This window comes from Streptomyces radicis (assembly GCF_003626575.1).
Classification (GTDB): domain Bacteria; phylum Actinomycetota; class Actinomycetes; order Streptomycetales; family Streptomycetaceae; genus Streptomyces; species Streptomyces radicis.
In genome coordinates this window covers 136789-157500 of sequence record NZ_RBDY01000012.1, presented here as the reverse complement: position 1 = coordinate 157500, position 20712 = coordinate 136789, and the positions used below count along the sequence as shown (strand labels likewise).

Genomic DNA, 20712 nt, shown 5'->3' with positions numbered 1-20712 from the left:
CCTACTTCACCGCGCCCGCCATCACGCCCGACACGAACTGCCGCTGGAAGGCGAAGAAGATCGCCAGCGGGATGACCATCGTCAGGAACGCACCCGGCGCCAGCACGTCGAAGTTGCTGCCGAGCTGCCGCATCTCCTGCTGGAGCGCCACCGTCATGGGCGGCGAGCCCGAGTCGGCGAAGATCAGCGCGACCAGCATGTCGTTCCACACCCACATGAACTGGAAGATCGCGAGCGCCGCGATCGCCGGGCCGCCGAGCGGCAGCACCACCCGGGTGAACAGCCGCAGCTCGCCCGCCCCGTCGAGGCGCGCCGCCTCGAGCAGCTCCCGCGGTATCTCCGCGAAGAAGTTCCGCAGCAGGAAGATGGCGAACGGCAGCCCGAAGGCCGTGTGGAAGATGACCACGCCGAGCGTCGTCTCGAAGATGCCGAGCGTGTTGAACAGCCGCGCCACCGGGATCAACGCCACCTGCACCGGCACCACGAGCAGGGCGACGACCAGCAGGAACCACCAGTCGCGGCCGGGGAAGTCCAGCCAGGCGAAGGCGTAGGCGGCGGCCGAGCCCAGGACGATCACCAGCAACGTCGAGGGAACGGTGATGGCCACCGTGGTCCAGATCGAGCCGGTGAAGTTGTCGCTGGAGAGCAGCGCGTCGTAGTTGCTCCAGGTGAGCTGGTCGAGATCCGTGAGCGTCTCCCACCAGCCCGTGGACGCGATGTCCCTGGCGTCGCGGAACGACGACGCGAACAGGCCCGCGGTCGGCAGCAGCCACACCACGGCGAGCACGACGAGGACGACCCGCACGCCGCCGCCCGCGGCGATGGAGGCGAGCCGGGAGGCGACCGAGCGCTTCGGCGGTCCCACGGGGGAGACCGGCCGGGCGTCCGCCGGCTCGGGTAGTTGAGCGGTCTTGGTGGGAGTGGTCACCGCGCGTTCTCCCGTCGCAGCCTACGCAGATTGATGAACATCACCGGCAGCACCAGCAGGAGCAGGACCACCGCGATCGCGCTGCCCACCCCCTGGTGGGAGTCGGCGCCGAAGGACGACAGATAGAGCTGAAGGGCCAGCACGTTCGCCTCGTCCTGGCTTGCCGTCGGCGCGATGACATAGACGAGGTCGAAGATCTTCAGCACGTTGATCATCAGCGTCACCATCACCACCGCGAGCACAGGGGCGAGCAGCGGGACGGTGATGCGGCGGAAGACCTGCCACTCGTTGGCGCCGTCGACCCGCGCCGCCTCGAGCGTCTCGCGTGGAACGCTGGCCAGGCCCGCCGCGATGAGGACCATCGCGAAGCCCGCCCACATCCACACATAGCTGCCGATGATCGCCGGGGTGATCAGGGAGGGGCCGAGCCAGTCGGCGCCGTTGTAGGGGGCCGAGAAGTTGTCGGCGCCCATGCGGAGTTGGGCGCCGTCGGCCTCGGCGGGCAGCGAGAACGTCCCGTCCGCCGCCGTCTCGGCCTCCGCGACCACCCTGCCGTCCACCACCGCCTCGACGGATATCCCGGCCAGCGCCTTCTCCTCGGGGTCGATGGCGCCGGGGGTGCCACCGCCGCCCCGCGTGAAGTCCATCCACACCGTGCCCGTGACCGCGTCGGCCGCGGGCTCGGGCACCGCCGCCGTGTCGGCGTCCTCGAGCTCCGGCTGCGGGACCGCGACCAGCGGCAGCAGCGCCGTCCCGCCCGCCTCGGCGGGCGGCAGCAGGACATAGGAGCCGTCCTCCTGTGCCTCGATCGGGCCATCGGGGCGCGGCTGGGCGTCGGGCCAGGACGAGCCGTCCGTGAACGTGTCGTGCACGGTCGTCATGACCGCGTTCGCCACACCCCGGTCGGGGTTCTGCTCGTACACCAGCCGGAAGATGATGCCCGCGGCCAGCATCGAGATCGCCATCGGCATGAAAATGATCAGCTTGAACGCCGTCGCCCACCGCATGCGCTCGGTGAGCACCGCGAAGACCAGACCGAGCGCCGTGGCCACGGTCGGGGCCACCACGATCCAGATCAGGTTGTTCTGAAGTGCTGTCCTGATCCCGTCGTTGGTGAACAGCTCCACGAAGTTGTCGAGGCCCACGAACGAGTCGCCCGACGCGTCGAAGAAGCTGCGCCACACCGAGTACCCGATGGGGTAGAGGACCAGCGCGCCGAGCAGCAGCAGCGCGGGCAGCAGAAAGCACGCGACCGCCCAGGGCCGCGCCCTGATCACCGCCACCTTGCCGGATGCCATGGGAAGTTGTCTCCGTCCGTCTGGTCGTCAGTCGCCGTAGGCGTCGGCGGCCTGGGACTCCAGGTACGCCTGGGCCCCCTCGATGTCGTCGGGGTCGGCCAGGAAGTCCTGGAGCCCTCGCCACATGCCCTGCCCCGTCGTGCCACCGAACGCCGCCGGGGTCTGGTCGGACAGGTCGAACCTGAAGTCGTCGCCCGCCGCGATCAGCGCCTCGGCGATGCCGCGCTGCACGTCGTTGGGGTACGCCTCGAACTCCAGCGACTTGTTGGGCGAGATGAAGCCGCCCCGCTCGGCCCAGATGCGCGCCGCGTCCGTCGACGCGAGGAACGTCAGCATCGCCTGCTGCGCCTCGGACGCCTCGCCGCTCGGCGCCACCGCCACCGCGGCGTCGCCCGCGCTGACCACCGGGGCGTCCCCGGCGCCCACCCGCGGGAACGGGAAGACCAGCGCGTCCTCGCCGATGACCGCGTCGGTGGTGTCGTTGATGACCGCCCCGACGAAGTCCGCCTCGAACACCATCCCGGCGTCGGGCGTGGTCAGGTCGATGAACGTCTGGGTGACGGAGTCGGGGAAGATCGTCTGGAGCGAGCCACCGGTGCCGTTGGCCAGCAGCCTGGACTCGCCGAAGACCTCGCCGAGGGCCGTCAGCGCCTCGGTGACGCTCGGGTCGGTCCACGGGATCTCGTGGGCGGCGAGCCGGTCGTACATCTCGCCGCCGGCCACGGAGAGATAGATGTTCTCGAACCAGTCCGTCAGGGTCCAGCCGTCGCCGCCCGCCACCGAGAGCGGCGTGGTGCCCGACTCCCACAGCGTCCACGCGGTGGAGACGAACCCGTCCCAGTCCGCGGGTGGTTCGACGCCCGCGTAGTCGAACGCCGCGGGGCTGTACCAGACGAGCGACTTGTTCGCGGCCTTGACATAGACGCCGTACTGCTCGCCCTCGTGGGAGCCGAGGTCCTGCCAGCCCTGTGTGAAGTTGGCGTCGAGCTGCTGCCGCACCGCGTCGTCGACCGGCGCTATCCAGCCGTTCTCGGCGAACTCCCGCAGCACGCCGGGCTGGGGCACCATCACCACGTCGGGCGGCGAGCCGCCCTCGATCTTCGTGCCGACGAACTGCGAGACGTTGTCGCCGCTCGGCACGAAGCTCACCGTGGCGCCGGTGAGCGACTCGAACTCGTCGAGCACCGCCTCGAAGTTGTCCCGCTCGGCGCCGGTCCAGACGGCCGAGACCTCGATCCGCTGGCCGCTGAGATCGGGCAGCTCGATCGTGGACTCTCTCTCGCCGCGCTCGCCGTCGCCGTCGTCACCGCACGCCGTCAGCGTCAGCGCGGACACGGCGACCAACGCCGCTGCCGCACGAGTGGCTCTCCGCCGGGAAACCCGGCCCGAACCGCGCATTGAGCACCGCCCTCACCCGAATCAGGTGCGGCCGATGCCCTACCAAGCGCAGGGCCTGCCACGCCGCACGTCCTACGGGGGACTTTCCTACGCGCTACCAGAGGAACGAGCAAGGGTCCGGCACATGTCAAGTGCCCTTTGTGATCATGATGTTACCGCCAGGGGGCGATCTTCACCGGACCTGTCAGACCAGGGTGGCCGGGGTGGCGGCGCGCTCGCCCCGCGCCGCGCGGGCCGCGGCGCTGGCCAGCAGGGCGACATCGGTCGGCCCGTTCCCCAGCTCCCTGACCGGGCGCCGGGCGGGCGGATCCCCGGCCCTGGCCCAGTCGAGCCGCGTCACGGTGGGCCGCAGCGTCGAGGTGCGCGGGATGCGCGCGGTGACCCGGCCCGCCTGGAACGGAACGGCGGGGGCCGAGGGCCGCCGCAGCTCGGCGCGGCCCACCGGCCCGCCGGTCAGCGCCAGGCGTATCGCCGCGCCGGGCAGGGCCCCCGCGACGATCAGCCGCACCCGCAGCGTGTGCCCGTCCTGGACCACCGCGTCCAGCGCCCGCACCACCGACCCCGCGGCGGGCCGCCCCGGCGCCCCCAGCGGCGGCGAGGTCAGCGCGTCGAAGTCGTCCACGAGGACCGCGAGCCACGGCAGCGCCCCGACGCCCCCGCCAGGGCCGCCCTCGGCGGCGACCGCGGCCCGCCGCTTCAGCTCGTCGCGCAGCGCCTGGGTGAACGCCCGCATCCGCACCGGGTCCGTCGCCCCCACGTAGGAGGTGACATGCGGCAGCTCCGCACAGGGCCGCAGCCCCTCGCCCGCGCCCTCGACCAGCAGCAGCGACAGGTCTCCCGGGCCCGCCCCGGTGGCCAGCGACGCGGCGAGCGCGCTCAGCAGCTCCGTGCGCCCTGAGCCCGGCGCGCCCTCGACCGCCACCGGTCCTGGCGCCTCCGCCAGGTCGAGCGCGAGCGGCCCCTCGGCCGCCGTGCCGAGCACGAGCGGCAGCCCCGAACGCCGCGCCCAGCGCTCGCGCAGCGCCCCCGGGGTGACCCGGGCCAGCTCGAGCGCGTCGAGCAGGCGACAGCTCTCGGGGAGCGCGCTCGCCGAGGGCGGCGGGGGCGTGGCCGCGTCCTCGCGCACGGGGGCGAGCGCCCGCGCGAACCGCTCGGCCCACGCCGGGGACACCGCGTCCGCGCCCGCCGTGGGCCCCGGCACGCCCCCCGCGCCGACCAGCCGAAGCGCCGTGGCCACGGGCCCCGTCAGCACCCCGACCGTCCCGCAGTCCCGCAGCGCGGGAACGGCCGCCGACGCGGCGGCCAGCGTCTCGGCCAGCGGCGAGGACGCCGTGGCCGACGGCGCCTCGGCCAGCACGAGGAGGTGGATGCCCGCCGCGGGCCCCTCGGCCGCGAGCCGGTCGAGGGCCGCCCTGGTGTCCGCGCCGCCCGGATCGCCGTCGACCAGCACGACCGTGCGCCGCCCGTCCCCCGGCACGCCGAGCCGCCGCGTCAACTCCCGTAGCCTGGCCGCCACCTGGCGGGCGTCGAAGCCGAGCAGCAGCGAGCAGTCCTGGCCGCGCTCGGGCCGCACATGCGGCAGCCAGCCGAGCCACGACCACGCGTCGGCCCGCCCCGGGGCCAGCGCCACCAGCTCGAGCGCGCCCGGCGGGTGCGAGGCGGCCAGCTGCGCCACCACGGCCCTGGCCACGCCGGCCAGCCGCTCGCGCGGCCCGACCAGCCCGAGCGAGCCCGCGTCGGTCAGGGAGACCGTGACGGGCGGCAGCACGTCGGGCGCCTGCTGGGCCGCGCCCAGCCTGACGGTGAACGCGTCGGGGTGGGCCGCGCCGCGCTCCCACAGCCTGGGCCCCCGGTCCAGCGCCATCAGCAGCACCGCGGCCAGGTCGGGCCACCTGGCCTCGGCCGCCTCACCGCGGCGCACCGCCCCGCCCGGCGCGGGCCGCACGGGCTCGGCGGCCTCGGGCGCCGCGCCCCCGAGCCGCTCGCGCGCCCACTCGGCCAGGCCGCGCCGCCCGCCCCCGCGCTGCGCTGGCACCTGGGCCGGCGGCCGCGGGGGCACCGGCGGCGGAGCGGCCCGCCGCGCGACGACCCGCAGCACGGACTCGCCGATGCGCAGCAGCGCCCCCGACCGCACGGGCACGGGGCCGTGGCGCACGGGCGCGCCGTCGAGCAGCGTGCCGTTGGTCGAGCCGAGGTCGGTCACGGTCACGGACCCGTCGGGGTGGAGCGCTATCGCGCAGTGCGTCCGCGAGACGTCGGGGTCGTCGAGCGGCACATCCGCCTCGGCCGACCTGCCCACCCGCGCCTCCCCGCCGCGCAGCAGGTGGACGCCGCCCGCGTCGGGCCCGGCGACCACCAGGACCGTCGCGGGCACCTGAGCGGGCACGGGAGCGGCGTCGAGCGGCCGGTGGAACGCCAGCACCGCGCCGTCCACGAGCGGCGGGCTGCCGAGCGCCGTGCGCCTGGGGTCGAGCCGCCGGTCCTCGCAGAACACCACGGCGGGCACGCTCGCGCCCGGCGCCACCGTCGTGGCCAGGGTGCCGAGCACCGCGTCGAGCGGGGTGCCGTCGGGGGCGGTGACCTGGACGTCGGTGCCGCCTTCGGCGTCACCGTGTCCGAGAACGGTCAACCTGATCTGAATCGGCATCGGCCCTCCCGGTCACCTCGCCCATCCGCCCGCCACACCCCCGACCGCGCGAGCCGACCGCGCAAGCCCGACCGCACGAGTCGTCGCATCGGATGGTGATGCTGAAAACATCCTCGCACCCGCCGCTGACAGCTCGCTCCGCCCCCGGCCCCCGATGATCTTGATTGACCGCTTCTGGGCGTTTCCCATCGCCATCTCGACCGCTTCTGGACTGCTCCCCGGCCTGAACGCCGCGTTCCCCGCCCTCGCAACCGCGCGCCGCCGCGCGAGCGTCCCCCCGGGCGGGAACCCCGTCGAGGCCACGGACCGCCCCGAACACATGGCCGCCCGCCCACCGGGCAGGCGCCACTACAGTAGGTGGCTCGGGTCTCGACACCACCAGCGAAGCATCAGGGAGCACACGTGCGGCCGGTAGGCAGCAAGTATCTGCTTGAGGAGCCGATCGGGCGCGGCGCGACCGGCACCGTCTGGCGGGGGCGGCAGCGCGAGGCCGCCGGGGACGAGGCGGCGGTCACCGGGCAGGCGGGCGAGCCCCTGGCCGTCAAGGTGCTGAAGGAGGAGCTGGCCCACGACCCCGACGTCGTGATGCGCTTCCTGCGCGAGCGCTCCGTCCTGCTGCGCCTCGGCAGCGACTCCCACGACAACATCGTGCGCACCCGCGACCTCGTCGTCGAGGGCGAGCTGATCGCCCTCGTCATGGACCTGATCGACGGCCCCGACCTGCACCGTTACCTCTACGAGCGGGGCACCCTCAGCCCCGTCGCCGCCGCCCTGCTCACCGCGCAGATCGCCGACGCGCTCGCCGCCGCGCACGCCAAGGGCGTCGTCCACCGCGACCTCAAGCCCGCCAACGTCCTGCTGGCGGGCGCGAACGACGAGGACGGCCCGCTGCGCCCGATGCTCACCGACTTCGGCATCGCGCGCCTGGCCGACTCCCCGGGCGTCACGCGCGCCCACGAGTTCGTCGGCACCCCCTCGTACGTCGCGCCCGAGTCCGCCGAGGGCCGCCCCCAGACCTCCGCCGTCGACGTCTACGCCGCCGGAATCCTGCTGTACGAGCTGGTCGCGGGCCACCCGCCGTTCAGCGGCAGCAGCACCCTCCAGGTGCTCCAGCGGCACATCACCGAGGAGCCGAGGCAGCCCGAGGGCGTCCCTGGCCCGCTGTGGACCGTCATCGACTGCTGCCTGCGGAAGAACGCCGACGAGCGCCCCGCCGCCGCCAGCCTCGCCCGCGCCCTGCGCACCGTCGCCGCCGGGCTGACCGACCACGCCACCCCCGAGCAGCGCACCGCCGCCCTCGGCGTCACCGCGCTGCTGACCCCCGACCCCACGCCGATCCGCGTCGTCGGCACGGGCATCACGCCCGCCGGGTCCGCCGAGCCCACCCGCGCGATGCCGGGCGGCTCGGCCGCCCCCGACCCGTTCGCCGCGACCAGCGTCCTGCCCCAGCCGGGCCGGAGCGGGGCCGACGACGTCAACACCACCCGCGCCATGCCCGCCGGGGGCCCGTCCGAGCCCGATGGCCCGCACCCCTGGCAGGACCAGATGCGCGCGGCCCGCGACCGGAACGAACCCACCCGCGTCCAGCCGCCGGTCGCCCCCGGCGAGGACCCGCTGCACCGCGCGCCCCAGCGCCAGCCGCAACGGCGCCCGCAGCGCCGCCCCGTCCCCCCGCCGCAGCCGCAACAGCAGCAGAGCTACGGCTACCCCCCGCAGTACCAGCAGACCCAGGCGCCCTACCCGCCGCCGCAGCAGTACCAGCGCCCCGTGCCGCCGCCGTACCAGGAGCCCCAGCCCCGCAGGCGCGACGCCGAGCCCCCGCGCCGGGACCGCGAGCCGCGCTCCCGGTCACGCAGCGCGAACCCCATGCGCATCCCGGGACTTGGCTGCCTCAAGGGCTGCCTGTTCATGGTGCTGATCCTCGTGGTCATCGGCTTTCTCGTGTGGAACTTCACACCGCTCCAGGACTGGATTGCGGACGGCCGGAGTTTCTGGGAGGCGACCCAGGACTGGTTCGACGACGTTCGCGAATGGATGGGTCTGATCGAGGAGGCCGATCAGCAGCGCCAGGAGATCGAGGAGAACATCTCGAATAACCAATGACCCCGGAGATTTATCGACTTCCGGGGGTTGAATTTCGCCGGAGCACCCCACTAAAACCGGGCACAACGGGCGGGGCGTCCTCCCGCTGTCGGAGCGGCGTCGTAGCCTCACGCCATGGCACGGAACATCGGTGGCCAGTACACCACTCACCGCGTCCTCGGCCGCGGCGGCGCAGGGACGGTGTGGCTCGGGGAGGGGCCCGAGGGGCCCGTCGCCATCAAGGTGCTCCGCGAGGACCTCGCGGCCGACCCCGACCTCGCCGAGCGCTTCGCCCATGAGCGGCACGCCCTCCTCGGCCTCGAGCACCCGCACATCGTCGGCGTTCACGACCTCCTTGTCTCCGAAGGGCCCGAGGGCCGCGACATCGCCCTCGTGATGGACCTGGTCAGGGGCCCCGACCTGCGCGCCCACCTCGACCGCGAGCGCCGCCTCGCCCCCCATGACGCGGTCGCGCTCACCGCCGAGGTGGCGAGCGCCCTGGCCGTCGCGCACGCCGCGGGCATCGTCCATCGCGACGTCAAGCCGGAGAACATCCTGCTCGACCCCGTCGAAGGGGGCCGCGGAGAGGGAGCGGGACGCGGATTCACCGCGCTGCTCACCGACTTCGGGGTGGCCAAGCTCATCGACGAGCCCCGGCACGGCGGCAAGGGCGGCGTCGTCGGCACCCCCGACTACATGGCCCCCGAGATCGTCGAGGGCCTGCCCCCGCGCGCCGCCGTGGACATCTACGCGCTGGTCACCGTGTTGTACGAGCTGCTCGCCGGGTTCACGCCCTTCGGCGGCGGCCACCCCGGCGCCGTGCTGCGCCGCCAGGTGACCGAGACCGCGGCCCCGCTGCCCGGCGTCCCCGCGGAGCTGTGGGAGCTGATCCAGCAGTGCCTCGCCAAGGCGCCCGCCTCCCGGCTGCGCGCCGCCGAGCTGGCCTCCAGGCTCCGCGAGCTGCTGCCCGCCGTCGCCGGTCTTCCGCCCCTGGACATCGGCGACCCGCTGGCCGAGCCCACCCCCGAGGCCGAGCCCGCCCCCGCCGCCGCGCACGCGGCAGGGGCGGCGGACGAGGACCAGGGCCCCGAGCGGGTGGCCGTTCCGCTGGTGCGGGGCGCGGCCCCCGACTCGGAGCGGGCCACGCACACCCGCATGCGGGTCCCCGACGCCGACGAGCTGGCCGGCGGGGCCCACGGCACCGCCCGCGTCATCCGCCCCGCGGGGGCGCCCCGCGCGGGCTCCGCCCGGCACGGCGCCGCGGCCCGCCGCAGGCGCCGCCTCGCGGTCACGGCGGCGGCGCTGCTCGCCGCGGGCGCGGTGGGCGGCTGGCTGCTGTTCTCCGGCGGCGACGGCGACAGCGGGGACAACGGCGCTCCCCCCGGGGTCGTCGAGCGGCTGGACGAGCCGGGTGAGCCCTGACGCCCAGCGGTTACGCTGGGGGGTGTGGCAGTCGTCGACGTTTCCGAAGCTCTGAAGTCCCTCACCTCCACCATGGAGTCCATCGAGGCCGTGATCGACCTCGACCGGCTGAGGGCTGACATCGCCGCGCTCGAGGAGCAGGCGGCCGTGCCCACCCTCTGGGACGACCCCGAGCGCGCCCAGCAGGTCACCAGCCGGCTCTCCCTGCTCCAGGGCCAGCTGCGCAAGACCGAGGAGCTGCACGGCCGCATCGAGGACCTGGAGGTCCTCTTCGAGCTGGCCGAGTCCGAGGACGACGCGGACGCCCGCCGCGAGGCCGACGCCGAGCTGGAGTCCGTGCGCAAGGCCGTGGCCGAGCTCGAGGTGCGCACGCTGCTCTCGGGGGAGTACGACCAGCGCGAGGCCATGGTCTCCATCAGGGCCGAGGCGGGCGGCGTCGACGCGGCCGACTTCGCCGAGCAGCTCCAGCGCATGTATCTGCGCTGGGCCGAGCGGCGCGGGTACTCCACGGAGGTGCTCGACACGTCGTACGCCGAGGAGGCGGGGATCAAGTCGACGACGTTCACCGTCAGGGCGCCCTACGCCTACGGCACGCTGTCCGTCGAGCAGGGCACGCACCGCATGGTGCGCATCTCCCCCTTCGACAACCAGGGCCGCCGCCAGACGTCGTTCGCCGGCGTCGAGGTGCTGCCCGTCGTGGAGCAGACCGACCACATCGAGATCCCGGAGAACGAGATCCGGGTCGACGTCTTCCGCTCATCGGGCCCCGGCGGACAGTCCGTCAACACCACGGACTCCGCGGTCCGGATGACCCACCTGCCGACCGGCATCGTCGTCTCCTGCCAGAACGAGAAGTCCCAGATCCAGAACCGCGCGGCGGCCATGCGCGTCCTCCAGGCCCGGCTGCTCGCGCACCAACGGGCCCAGGAGCAGGCCAAGATGGACGCCCTCAAGGGCGACGGGGGCAACTCCTGGGGGAACCAGATGCGCAGTTACGTCCTTCAGCCGTACCAGATGGTCAAGGACCTCAGGACGGAACACGAAGTCGGAAACCCCCAGTCCGTTTTGGACGGCGATATCGACGACTTCCTCGAAGCCGGAATCCGCTGGCGCAAACAGCGCGAGAAGTAACCTTCACGCAACTTCCACCGTCGGGTTGGTATTTAGCGGACATCCTGCTTGACGACTGTCGGCTCAACGGGAAAGCTGTTCGCTTGGCATGCCTGTGTTCTGGGGTGCGTGATGCGCGAGGGCCGTGTGAGGAAGACCGACGGCTCCCTGCGGCCGCGCTGCCCTTGCGGGAGGCTGCCCCAGACGGGACCTTGTCACTCATCGAACAGCTACAGGGGGTAGTGGATCACATGGCCAGTCCGAAGACTCGCGCCAACATGGCGCGCGTGGCCGCGGCCGCGGTGTTCGCCGCGGGGGCCTCGATCGCCGTGGTCGGCACCGCGTCGGCCAGCAACACCGAGTCGAAGACCCAGCGGGAGACCCAGGAGAACAGCATCGTCGGCATCGCCGGTGGCGCTGACGGCGGCATCGTCGGCCTCGTCGAGGGCGCCGAAGGTGGCGCCGAGCAGGGTGGTGGCGAGGAAGGCGGTGCCGAAGAGGGTGGCGCCGAGCAGGGTGGCGGTGAGGAAGGCGGTGCCGAGGAAGGTGGCGCCGAGCAGGGTGGTGGCGAGGAAGGCGGTGCCGAGGAAGGTGGCGCCGAGCAGGGTGGCGGTGAGGAAGGCGGTGCCGAGGAAGGTGGCGCCGAGCAGGGTGGCGGTGAGGAAGGCGGCGCCGAGCAGGGCGGCGGCGAAGAGGGTGGCGCCGAGCAGGGCGGCGGCGAGGAGGGTGGTGCCGAGCAGGGTGGCTCCAGCGTCCAGGGCGTGAACGAGGGCGCCACCGGCCCCGACCCGGACAGCGAGGGTGCCACCAGCCCCATCGAGCAGGAGGACCCGACCGAGGACATCACCGCCCCCGAGGAAGACGAGGGCGAGCTCGCGGAGACCGGCTCCTCCACCAACCAGACGCTGCTGATCATCGGTGCCGCCACCATGATCGCCGGCGGCGTGGGCTTCCGTTACCTGCCGCGTCTGATCAACAAGGGCGGCGCGACCCCCGCCTGAGCGGGTCGGTAGTCCGTCGCACCATGCGAGGGGCCCGGAGCGACGGATCGATCCGTCGCTCCGGGCCCCTCGTGCGCTCTCGTGGGAGCCTGTGCGAGCTCAGGTGGGCCGCGTCACCAGGAAGGTCACGGCGACCAGGGTCAGCAGCAGGGCGATCAACGCCGCCGGGCTGCCGAAGTGAGACCAGGGACCGCGCCCCTCCCTGAGCCGGGCCAGCTCGGCCCGGCACACGGCGCAGCGGCCCTCGCTCACCCTCCCCGCGCAGTTCGCGCACACCAGCCAGTCGGCGGTCATGCGATCGTCTCCTCTCATCTCCCCCCTCTCCCTCTACTGTGCCAGGCCCGGCCCGGAAGCGCAGAACGCCGGACGCGGACCGGGACAAAGGGGATGGGTCGGGACGCTGCCTGCGGATCGCCTGCCGCTTCGCGTAGGGTCTGCCCCAGCGAGGGGGAGCCTTCTCCCCGTACCCAGTCCCGACATGGTGTAACCGTGATCCGATTCGACAACGTCTCCAAGACATACCCCCGGCAGAACGCGCCGGCCCTGCACGATGTCTCGCTGGAGATCGAGCGCGGCGAGTTCGTCTTCCTCGTCGGCTCGTCCGGCTCGGGTAAGTCGACGTTCCTGCGGCTGATACTGCGCGAGGAGCGCGCCAGCACGGGCACCGTCCACGTGCTGGGCAAGGACCTCGCGCGCCTCTCCAACTGGAAGGTGCCCCAGGTCCGCCGCCAGCTCGGCACGGTCTTCCAGGACTTCAGGCTGCTGCCCAACAAGACCGTGGGCGAGAACGTCGCGTTCGCCCTCGAGGTCATCGGCAAGTCGCGCGGTCAGATCCGCAAGACCGTTCCCGAGGTGCTCGATCTGGTGGGCCTCGGCGGCAAGGACGACCGCATGCCCGGCGAGCTGTCCGGCGGTGAGCAGCAACGCGTCGCGATCGCACGGGCGTTCGTCAACCGCCCGATGCTGCTGATCGCCGACGAGCCGACCGGCAACCTCGACCCGCAGACCTCCGTGGGCATCATGAAGCTGCTGGACCGCATCAACCGCACGGGCACCACGGTCGTCATGGCGACCCACGACGCCCAGATCGTCGACCAGATGCGCAAGCGCGTGATCGAGCTCGAACGGGGCCGTCTCGTCCGCGACCAGGTCCGCGGCGTCTACGGCTACCAGCACTGACTGAAAGGACGCCATGCGCGCCCACTTCGTCCTGTCGGAGATCGGCGTCGGTCTCCGCCGCAACGTCACGATGACCCTGGCCGTCATCGTCTCCGTGGCTCTCTCGCTCGCCCTCCTCGGCGGCTCGCTGCTGGCCCGCAAGCAGGTCAACAGCATGGAGAACTACTGGTACGACCGGGTCGAGGTGTCGATATTCCTCTGCAACGCCAACGACGCCGAGACCGGTGACCCGGCCTGCGCGCGGGGCGCGGTCACCGAGGAGCAGAAGGAACAGATCGACGCCGAGCTCCAGGAGTACGACCTCGTCGACAACGTCTACTTCGAGACGGCGGAGGAGGCGTTCGAGCACTACCAGGAGCAGCAGGCGGACTCGCCGATCGCGGCCGTGGTCACGCCCGACCAGATGCAGGAGTCGTTCCGCGTCAAGCTGACCGACCCCACGAGGTACGAGGTGATCTCGTCAGCGTTCGCGGGTCGCGACGGCGTGCAGTCGGTGCGCGACCAACGGTCCACGCTCGAGCCGCTGTTCAACCTGCTCAACGGCGTCAACTACGCCGCGCTCGGGCTCATGGCGCTCATGCTCGTGGTGGCCCTGCTGCTGATCGTCAACACCGTGCGCGTCTCGGCGTTCAGCCGTCGGCGGGAAACCGGGATCATGCGGCTCGTGGGGGCGTCCAGCTTCTACATCCAGATGCCGTTCATCCTTGAGGCCACGATCGCGGGGATGCTGGGCGCGCTGCTCGCGTGCGTCCTGCTGGTCGGGGTCAAACAGTTCGCGATCGACACGTTCCTCGCCGACGAGATCCAAGTGATCGACTTCGTGGGCTGGGACGCGGTGCTCTCGGTGCTGCCCTGGGTGCTGGTCGTGGGCGCGTTGATGCCGTCCATTGCAGCTTTCTTCGCGCTGCGCAAGTACCTGAAGGTGTAAAGCGGGTGTGATTTTTCCCCGCCTCATCACCTTGTTCGTCTCCCGTGCGCCCCCCGTATGTGTCCTACACTCCGCAGCATGTCACGTCCGTGTCACGACATTTCGGCCCGTCGCCCCCTGCGGCGCGGGGCCGCCCTGGCGTGCGTCTTCGCCGGTGTCCTGATGACCGGCGCGGCGACCGGCTCCTGGCCCGAGTCGGCCGACGGCAGCGAACCGGCGGAGGACGCCGGGCAGTTGGTCAGCCGCAGCGGCGACCGCTGGGCCGCGGCGTACTCCGCCGAGGAGTACGCGCGGGTGGCGTGGAGCCTGGAGGGCGAGTACGTCGGCACCGGCATAACGGTCATCAGGACCGCGGAGGGCCGGATCGAGGTCACTGAGGTCCACGAGGACAGCCCGGCCGAGCGCGCGGGGGTCCGCGCGGGCGACGAGATCCGCACGATCGACGGCGTCGGCCTGGACGGCCGCCCGGTGACCGACGCCGTGGGCAGGCTCCGCGGCAGCGACCAGGAGGAGCTCGCGGGCCCCGGCAGCACCGTGCTGCTCGGCCTGGTGCGCGACGACGACTTCTGGGAGGCCGAGGTGGAACGGGCCCGGCTCACCGCCGAGCCCGTCACCGTCACCCGCGAGGCGCCCGGCGTCACGCGCATCCATGTGAGCACGTTCACCCGTGGCTCCGCCGAGCAGCTCGGCGACGCCGTCGACGCGGTCGAGCCGGGCGACGCCATCGTGCTCGACCTCAGGGGGAACGCCGGGGGCCTGCTGACCGAGGCCGCGGGGGCCGCCTCCGTCTTCCTCGACGGCGGCCTCGTCGCCACCTACGACGTGCACGGCACCCAGCACGCGCTGCACGCCGAGCGCGGCGGCGACACCACCACCCCGCTCGTCGTCCTCGTCGACGGCACCACCATGAGCTCGGCCGAGATGCTCACCGGAGCACTCCAGGACCGCAACCGCGCGGTGATCGTCGGCAGCCGCACGTTCGGCAAGGGCACCGTCCAGATGCCGAGCGAGCAGCCCGACGGCTCCGTGGCCGAGCTGACCGTCGGGCACTACGCGACGCCCTCGGGCCGGACCGTCGACGACGACGGCATCCTGCCCGACCTCGTCGTCCAGCCGGGCGCCGACCCCGAGGCCGAGGCCCGCACGGTGCTCGAGGGCCTGGTCGCCCCCTCGTAACCCGGGGGCCATCGAGCGGCCAGGCCAGTACAGTGGACAGGTCATGGCTAAGGGGAAAGAGACCACGCGCAAGATGATCGCGCAGCACAAGCGCGCGCGGCACGACTATCACATTCTGGACACGTACGAGTGCGGTCTGGTACTGACCGGTACCGAGGTCAAGTCGCTGCGCCAGGGCCGCGCCTCGCTCGTCGACGGCTTCGCCCAGCTCGACGGCGGCGAGGCATGGCTGCACAACGTGCACATCCCGGAATACGCCCAGGGCACGTGGACCAACCACAGCGCCCGGCGCAAGCGCAAGCTCCTCCTGCACCGCGAGGAGCTGGACAAGCTCATCGGCAAGACCCAGGAGAGCGGCCTCACGCTCGTCCCGCTCGCCCTCTACTTCAAGGAGGGCCGCGCCAAGGTCGAGATCGCGCTGGCCAGGGGCAAGCGGGAGTTCGACAAGCGGCAGACCCTGCGCGAGAAGCAGGACCGCCGCGAGGCGGACCGGGCCATGTCCGCCGCTCGCCGCAAGCAGCGGGCCTGACGTATACTGGCGCGTGGTGCACGGGTGACTCCCGGGAATTTCTCCGGGGCCCACCTGGTTGTCAATTCCACATGGGGATGATCGGTTTCGACAGCGGATGTCGAAGCAGGGGAAGCGAGCCGAGGAAGCGGCAATGATCTCGTTAACCATATGTCGCAAAAAAATAATCGCCAATAACAAGCGCGATTCCTTCGCCCTCGCTGCCTGAGCAGCGACCTGCGAAGTGTCAGTCCGGGTGCGTCCCCGCCCCGGGTCCTGGCATCAGCTAGGGGACTCCACCGTTAGCCTCGGTCACGGGGGCTGACGGGACACCACACAGTGACTGGGCCCGTCGGAGACTTGTCCGCGTGATCTCCGGGGCCGAGAAAATCGCAGCGGACTGCGCTCGGAGAAGCCCTCCTTCCGCTCCGTTGGACGCGGGTTCGATTCCCGCCATCTCCACGAGGTCGAGGGCGATCTGTGTCCGCGGAAAGCGCGGACCGGGTCGCCCTCTTCTTTTTTGCTCGGCTTCGCCTCGCGAGCGGGGGCTCCGCCACCCGCACCCCCTTCGGCGATGGGCGACGAGTGTCTGCGGAAAGCGCAGACCTCGTCGCCTTCGTCGTTTCTGCTCGGCTTCGCCTCGCGTTGCGGAGGCTCCGCCACCCGCACCCCCCGGCCTCCGCCCTCCCCCACCCGCCCCGCCCCTCCTCCCCGCCCACCCACCCTTGGTTGTCGGTGGGTGGGGGTAGGGTGCGGCACATGGGGAGGAATCGTGCGCGCCTCGGGGCGCTTGTCGGGGGAGTGGCCGTCGTCGTCGCGCTGGCGGTCATCGCCGTTCTGGTGCTGCGCGGCGGGGGTGACGACAGCGGGGAGGAGGCGCGGGCCGGTGCGGACGCGTTCCTCGACGCCTGGGCCGAGGGCGACCTCGAAGGGGCCGCCGGGCACACCGACGACCCCGAGGCCGCGCTGTCCCTGCTCGACTCGATCCAGCAGAACACCCGGCCCGAGGCGGTCGACCTCCGCTCCACCGGGCCGGGCGAGGAGCCCGAGGGCGAGGACGTGCCCGACGGCGCCCTGAGCGTCCCGTTCAGCGCCACCCTCACCCTGGAGGGCATGGGCGAATGGGGCTATGAGTCGAGCGCGCTGATGCTGCCGGGCGAGGGCGGCGACGGGTGGACCGTCCGCTGGTCCTCCGCCGTCGCGCACCCCGCGCTCGCCGAGGGGCAGACCCTCGTGCTCACCCTGGAGGACGCCCGGCGCGCCCCCATCCTCGCCGCGGGCGGCGAGGAGCTGGCCGGGCTCGCCACCGTGTGGGACGTCACCATATGGCCCGCCCAGCTCGGCGACCCCGACGCCGCCTACGAGGCGCTCGACGACCTCGACGCCGGGATCGACATCGACGCCCTGCGCGAGCGGGTCGACGAGGCCGACCCCGACCAGGCCGTGCCCGTGGTCACCCTCAGGGACGAGGCGTACCAGGAGCACGCCGAGGCGCTCGGGGCCGTCGCCGGGCTCCAGTTCGCCGAGGCCGTCCGGCCCCTTGCCCATGCCGCGCGCCCCCTCGTCGGCGGGCTCGACGCCGCCACGGGCGCGGGCGCCTCGGGGCTCCAGGAGCGCTACGACGAGCAGCTCACGGGCGCCTCGTCCGGCGCCGTCGTCATCGCCGACCGCGCCTCGGGCGAGGCCGTCGAGACCCTGCACGAGCAGGGCGGCGGCGAGCCCGGCACCCCCGTCACCACCACCATCGACGCCGACATCCAGCGGGCCGCCGAGGAGGCGCTCGCCGACCTCGGAAGGGACGGCTCCATCGTCGCCGTCCGGCCCTCCACCGGGGACATCCTGGCCGCCGCCGACTGGCCGGCCGACGGGTTCAACCGCTCACTCCAGGGACAGCTCGCCCCCGGCTCCACCTTCAAGGTCGTCACCACGGCGGCGCTCCTGGAGGGCGGCACCGGGCCCGACGACGTCCTCGGCTGCCCCCGGTACGCCACGGTCGAGGGGCAACGCTTCGAGAACCAGGGCGAGTTCGAGCTCGGGCCCGACACCACGCTGCGCGAGGCGTTCACCGAGTCGTGCAACACCGCGTTCATAGAGAACCTCGACCGGTTCGAGGACGACACCCTGCCCACCACGGCCGAGGCGTTCGGCATCGGCGCGGTGTGGGACGTCGGCGCGGTGACGTTCGACGGGGCCGTGCCGCCCGCGCGGTCGCCCAACCAGCTCGCCGCCTCGCTCATAGGCCAGGCCGAGGTGCAGGCCAGCCCGCTGGTCATGGCCTCGGTCGCCGCCACCGTCGCCGACGGCACCTTCAGACAGCCCGTCCTGGTGCCCGACGCCGTCGATGAGCGCCACGAGGCCGCTTCGGCCCTGTCCGACGGGACGCTCGACGCGCTGCGCGACCTGATGCGCGAGACCGTCACCGACGGCTCGGCCTCGGCCCTCGACGGCGTCCCCGGCACGCCGCACGGCAAGACCGGCACCGCCGAATTCCACGACGAGGAAGGGGAGTTGTCCACCAACGCCTGGATGATCGGCTATCTCGGCGACTCCGACCTGGCGTTCGCCGTCGTGCTCGAGGACGGCGGCTCAGGTGGCTCGGACGCCGGGCCGCTCGCCGCCGACTTCCTGCGCGCCCTGTAGGACTCCGCCCACGCGCCGGCGGCGGCCACGAGCGCCGCCGCGCCCGCCGCCGCCACCGGCAGCGCGAAGCCCGTCGCCGCGCCCCCGGCCTCCACCAGCGCGCCCCCGCCCGCCGAGCCGAGCGCGATGCCGCCGAGGAGCGCCGCCACCGTCAGCGTCATCGTCTCGTTGAGGCGCCCGGGCGGCGCGATGTCCTGCGCCAGGGTCATCCCGGTCACCATCGCGGGGGCCGTGGCCATCCCCGCGAGCAGCAGCGCCGGGGCGAGCAGCGGCAGCGACCCCGTGCGCGCCACCAGCGCGGGCAGGACCATCAGCCCCGTCATGGCCGCCGCGCACACCGCGAACCGAGTCCGCGCCGAGCCCCGCACCGCGAGCAGCCCGAACAGCAGCCCCGCCAGCGCCGAGCCCGCGGCCTGCGCCGCCAACACAGGCCCGCCCCAGGCCCGTTGACCCCGCTCGTCGGCGAACGCCAGCGTCACCACCTCCATCGCCCCGAACACCACCCCGGCGCACACGAACGCCGCGAGCAGCGGCCGCATCCCCCGCGCCCGCAGCGGTCCAGGCCCCGAGGCCCCGCCGCCCACCGGCAGCGGCGGCTCCGTGTCACGGCGCGCCGCGAACGCCGCGACCCCCACCACGAGCAGCGCCACCGCCACCACCGTGCCCGCCTCGACGAACAGCGCCGAGCACAGGAGCGCGGCCAGCACGGGCCCGCCCACGAAGCACAGCTCGTCCATGGCCTGTTCGAGGGAGTTGGCCGTGTGCCGCGCCGATATCCGCTCGGGCGACGAGCCGCGCAGCAGATGGGCCCAGCGCGCCCGCGACATCCCGCCGGTGTTCGGCGTCGCCGCCCCCAGCACCGCGCAAGCGAACCACGTCCACACCGGCGCCCCCGTCACCAGGCACACCACGAGCGCCCCCTGGCCCGTCGCCGCGAGCGCCGCCGCGGGAAGCGCCACCCGCCCCTGCCCCCGCCGGTCCACGAGGCGCGCGACCAGCGGCCCGCCCACGGTCGACGCGGCGAGACCGGTCGCCACCACCGCCCCGGCCAGCGCGTAGGAGCCATGGTGCTCGGTGACCATCAGCACCGTCGCCACCCCGAACATCGCCATCGGCAGCCGCGCCAGCAGCCCCGGCACGGCGAACGCCAACGCGCCCGGCACGGCCAGCAGTCGGGCATAGGGCGCGAGCGGTGACGGGCGCGAGCGGCCCGCGGGGGAGTGCGGCATGGCCCCTACGCTCCAGGCCCGCGCCCGCCGCCGTCCAACACCTGAACGGCCGTCATTCACGCCCCCACGTTGTGAATCACTGGCTCGCGCGCCGCCCCGGGCGACAATGCCCCGGTGCCTCATGACACCGACCCCCGCCTGCTCCGCGCCTTCGTGGCCGTCGCCGAGGAGCTGCACTTCACTCGCGCCGCCGCCCGGCTGATCGTCGCGCAGCAGGCGCTCAGCCGCGACATCAGGAGGCTCGAACGGGAGTGGGGCGCCGCGCTGTTCGTCCGCGACACCCGGCATGTGGCGCTCACCCCCGAGGCCGAACGGCTCCTGCCCGCCGTGCGCGGGCTGCTCGCGGCGTACGACCAGCTGGCGGGCGCGGTCGCGGCGAGCGGCGACCGGCCCCTCGTGGTCGACGCCTCGGCGCCCGTCTCCACCGGGCACCGGGTGCTGGCCGCGGCCCGGGAGGCCGAGCCGGGCCTCGAGTTCGTGGCCCGCTTCCACAGCGGGCTCGCCAGGGGCGCTGCCGAGGTGGCGGGCGGGCGGCTCGACGTGTCGTTCGGCCGGGTCGCCGGGCTGCCCCACGCCGTGCGCGGCGGGCTCGAGCACGGCCTGGTCCGCTACGAGCGGGCCGCCGTCCTGCTGCCTGAGGAGCACCCGCTCGCCGCCCGCGCCGAGGTCGAACTGGCCGCGCTCGAAGGGGAGGCGGTCTACGCGGCGGCGGGCAACGACGAGACGGCCGAGTGGACGGACTACGCCCGCGCGCTGTTCGCCGGGCGCGGCATCGAGCTCGCGGCGCCGTTCCCGAAGATCGAGGGCGAGGCCGAGTTCGAGCGCGTGGTGCGGAAGCGCGGCTGGTCGGTGCTGGCGAGCGAGGAGTTCACCGAGGTGCGCGGCATGGTGCTGCGCCCGCTGACCGGGCCCGTGCCGTTGATCCCGGTGTCCATGGTCTGGCGCCGCGGGCTGCGCCACCCCGGGCTCGCCGCGCTGACCGCCGCCGCCCGAGGGCTGGCCGCGGCCGAGGGCTGGCTGCTCCGCCCCCGCGACGCCTGGCTCCCCGAGGCCGACCGCGGCCTGCCCGTCCTCCCCGTGGTCCCAGGGCGCCCCGCCGAACGGTCCGGCGGGGAAGTAGAGTAGATGCATGCGTATGTATCTAATGGGCGCCGCGGGCCATGGGG

Annotated in this window: 16 protein-coding genes and 1 other RNA gene; 11 read left to right on the top strand and 6 right to left on the bottom strand. The window is 73.3% G+C overall.

The genetic code is table 11. The annotated features are described in order from the left end of the window. Position 1: 1 nt before the first annotated feature. From D7318_RS17855 to D7318_RS17840, 4 genes are all read right to left on the bottom strand, one after another. Complete coding sequence (locus tag D7318_RS17855; RefSeq protein ID WP_120698103.1) at positions 2–928, bottom strand: carbohydrate ABC transporter permease; 927 nt, start codon at positions 926–928, stop codon at positions 2–4. Next, on the bottom strand, positions 925–2226 hold the full coding sequence (locus D7318_RS17850) for a carbohydrate ABC transporter permease (protein ID WP_120698102.1): 1302 nt from the start codon (positions 2224–2226) through the stop codon (positions 925–927). Before D7318_RS17850 ends, D7318_RS17855 begins: the two co-directional genes overlap by 4 nt. Before the next feature lie 27 nt (positions 2227–2253). Continuing rightward, complete coding sequence (locus tag D7318_RS17845; RefSeq protein WP_120698101.1) at positions 2254–3624, bottom strand: ABC transporter substrate-binding protein; 1371 nt, start codon at positions 3622–3624, stop codon at positions 2254–2256. Between the two features lie 184 nt (positions 3625–3808). Then, on the bottom strand, positions 3809–6265 hold the full coding sequence (locus tag D7318_RS17840) for an FHA domain-containing protein (protein WP_120698140.1): 2457 nt from the start codon (positions 6263–6265) through the stop codon (positions 3809–3811). 408 nt (positions 6266–6673) lie between these two features. Between D7318_RS17840 and D7318_RS17830 the strand changes: the two genes are divergently transcribed. From D7318_RS17830 to D7318_RS17815, 4 genes are all read left to right on the top strand, one after another. Beyond that, positions 6674–8374, top strand: a complete 1701-nt coding sequence (locus D7318_RS17830; RefSeq protein ID WP_120698099.1) for a serine/threonine-protein kinase — start codon at positions 6674–6676, stop codon at positions 8372–8374. 114 nt (positions 8375–8488) lie between these two features. Continuing rightward, positions 8489–9775: a serine/threonine-protein kinase gene (locus tag D7318_RS17825; RefSeq protein WP_120698098.1), complete on the top strand. Its 1287-nt coding sequence runs from the start codon at positions 8489–8491 to the stop codon at positions 9773–9775. Positions 9776–9799: 24 nt separating this feature from the next. Further along, the gene (gene prfB / locus D7318_RS17820) at positions 9800–10906 is read left to right on the top strand and encodes a peptide chain release factor 2 (RefSeq protein ID WP_120698097.1); all 1107 of its coding nucleotides are present in this window, start codon (positions 9800–9802) and stop codon (positions 10904–10906) included. 230 nt (positions 10907–11136) lie between these two features. Beyond that, entirely contained in the window at positions 11137–11886 is a 750-nt protein-coding gene (locus D7318_RS17815; protein WP_120698096.1) for an LPXTG cell wall anchor domain-containing protein, read from the top strand. A gap of 99 nt (positions 11887–11985) precedes the next feature. On the opposite strand, the gene D7318_RS17810 is transcribed toward D7318_RS17815, so the two are convergent. After that, entirely contained in the window at positions 11986–12180 is a 195-nt protein-coding gene (locus D7318_RS17810; protein WP_120698095.1) for a hypothetical protein, read from the bottom strand. Positions 12181–12375: 195 nt separating this feature from the next. Here D7318_RS17810 and ftsE point away from each other — a divergent pair, with 195 nt between their 5' ends. The 6 genes from ftsE (at position 12376) to D7318_RS34595 (ending at position 18317) form a co-directional block, all read left to right on the top strand. Next, positions 12376–13065 (top strand): cell division ATP-binding protein FtsE, encoded by a 690-nt coding sequence (gene ftsE, locus D7318_RS17805; protein WP_113685843.1) that lies wholly within the window; start codon positions 12376–12378, stop codon positions 13063–13065. A gap of 13 nt (positions 13066–13078) precedes the next feature. Beyond that, positions 13079–13993: a permease-like cell division protein FtsX gene (gene ftsX, locus D7318_RS17800; protein WP_120698094.1), complete on the top strand. Its 915-nt coding sequence runs from the start codon at positions 13079–13081 to the stop codon at positions 13991–13993. 78 nt (positions 13994–14071) lie between these two features. Further along, entirely contained in the window at positions 14072–15169 is a 1098-nt protein-coding gene (locus D7318_RS17795) for a S41 family peptidase (protein WP_120698093.1), read from the top strand. Positions 15170–15212: 43 nt separating this feature from the next. Next, positions 15213–15698, top strand: coding sequence for an SsrA-binding protein SmpB (gene smpB / locus D7318_RS17790; RefSeq protein ID WP_120698092.1), 486 nt, complete (start codon positions 15213–15215; stop codon positions 15696–15698). A gap of 73 nt (positions 15699–15771) precedes the next feature. After that, positions 15772–16142: a transfer-messenger RNA gene (ssrA, locus tag D7318_RS17785) on the top strand. A 294-nt stretch (positions 16143–16436) separates the two neighbouring features. Continuing rightward, positions 16437–18317 carry a penicillin-binding transpeptidase domain-containing protein gene (locus D7318_RS34595; protein ID WP_120698091.1) on the top strand — a complete coding sequence of 627 codons (1881 nt, stop codon included), beginning with the start codon at positions 16437–16439 and terminating at the stop codon, positions 18315–18317. On the opposite strand, the gene D7318_RS17775 is transcribed toward D7318_RS34595, so the two are convergent. After that, positions 18212–19546, bottom strand: a complete 1335-nt coding sequence (locus D7318_RS17775) for an MFS transporter (RefSeq protein WP_230423838.1) — start codon at positions 19544–19546, stop codon at positions 18212–18214. The two genes, D7318_RS34595 and D7318_RS17775, sit on opposite strands and share 106 nt — an antisense overlap. Positions 19547–19660: 114 nt before the next feature. Here D7318_RS17775 and D7318_RS17770 point away from each other — a divergent pair, with 114 nt between their 5' ends. Continuing rightward, positions 19661–20671 (top strand): LysR family transcriptional regulator, encoded by a 1011-nt coding sequence (locus D7318_RS17770; protein ID WP_120698090.1) that lies wholly within the window; start codon positions 19661–19663, stop codon positions 20669–20671. The last annotated feature ends 41 nt before the right edge of the window (positions 20672–20712 follow it).

Bases quoted from the DNA above. Each gene is read 5' to 3' on its own strand.
- D7318_RS17850 (WP_120698102.1), bottom strand. From the start codon at position 2,226: ATGGCATCCGGCAAGGTGGCGGTGATCAGGGCGCGGCCCTGGGCGGTC.
- D7318_RS17845 (WP_120698101.1), bottom strand. From the start codon at position 3,624: ATGCGCGGTTCGGGCCGGGTTTCCCGGCGGAGAGCCACTCGTGCGGCA.
- D7318_RS17825 (WP_120698098.1), top strand. From the start codon at position 8,489: ATGGCACGGAACATCGGTGGCCAGTACACCACTCACCGCGTCCTCGGC.
- D7318_RS17815 (WP_120698096.1), top strand. From the start codon at position 11,137: ATGGCCAGTCCGAAGACTCGCGCCAACATGGCGCGCGTGGCCGCGGCC.
- D7318_RS17810 (WP_120698095.1), bottom strand. From the start codon at position 12,180: ATGACCGCCGACTGGCTGGTGTGCGCGAACTGCGCGGGGAGGGTGAGC.
- ftsX (WP_120698094.1), top strand. From the start codon at position 13,079: ATGCGCGCCCACTTCGTCCTGTCGGAGATCGGCGTCGGTCTCCGCCGC.
- D7318_RS17795 (WP_120698093.1), top strand. From the start codon at position 14,072: ATGTCACGTCCGTGTCACGACATTTCGGCCCGTCGCCCCCTGCGGCGC.
- smpB (WP_120698092.1), top strand. From the start codon at position 15,213: ATGGCTAAGGGGAAAGAGACCACGCGCAAGATGATCGCGCAGCACAAG.
- D7318_RS34595 (WP_120698091.1), top strand. From the start codon at position 16,437: ATGGGGAGGAATCGTGCGCGCCTCGGGGCGCTTGTCGGGGGAGTGGCC.
- D7318_RS17775 (WP_230423838.1), bottom strand. From the start codon at position 19,546: ATGCCGCACTCCCCCGCGGGCCGCTCGCGCCCGTCACCGCTCGCGCCC.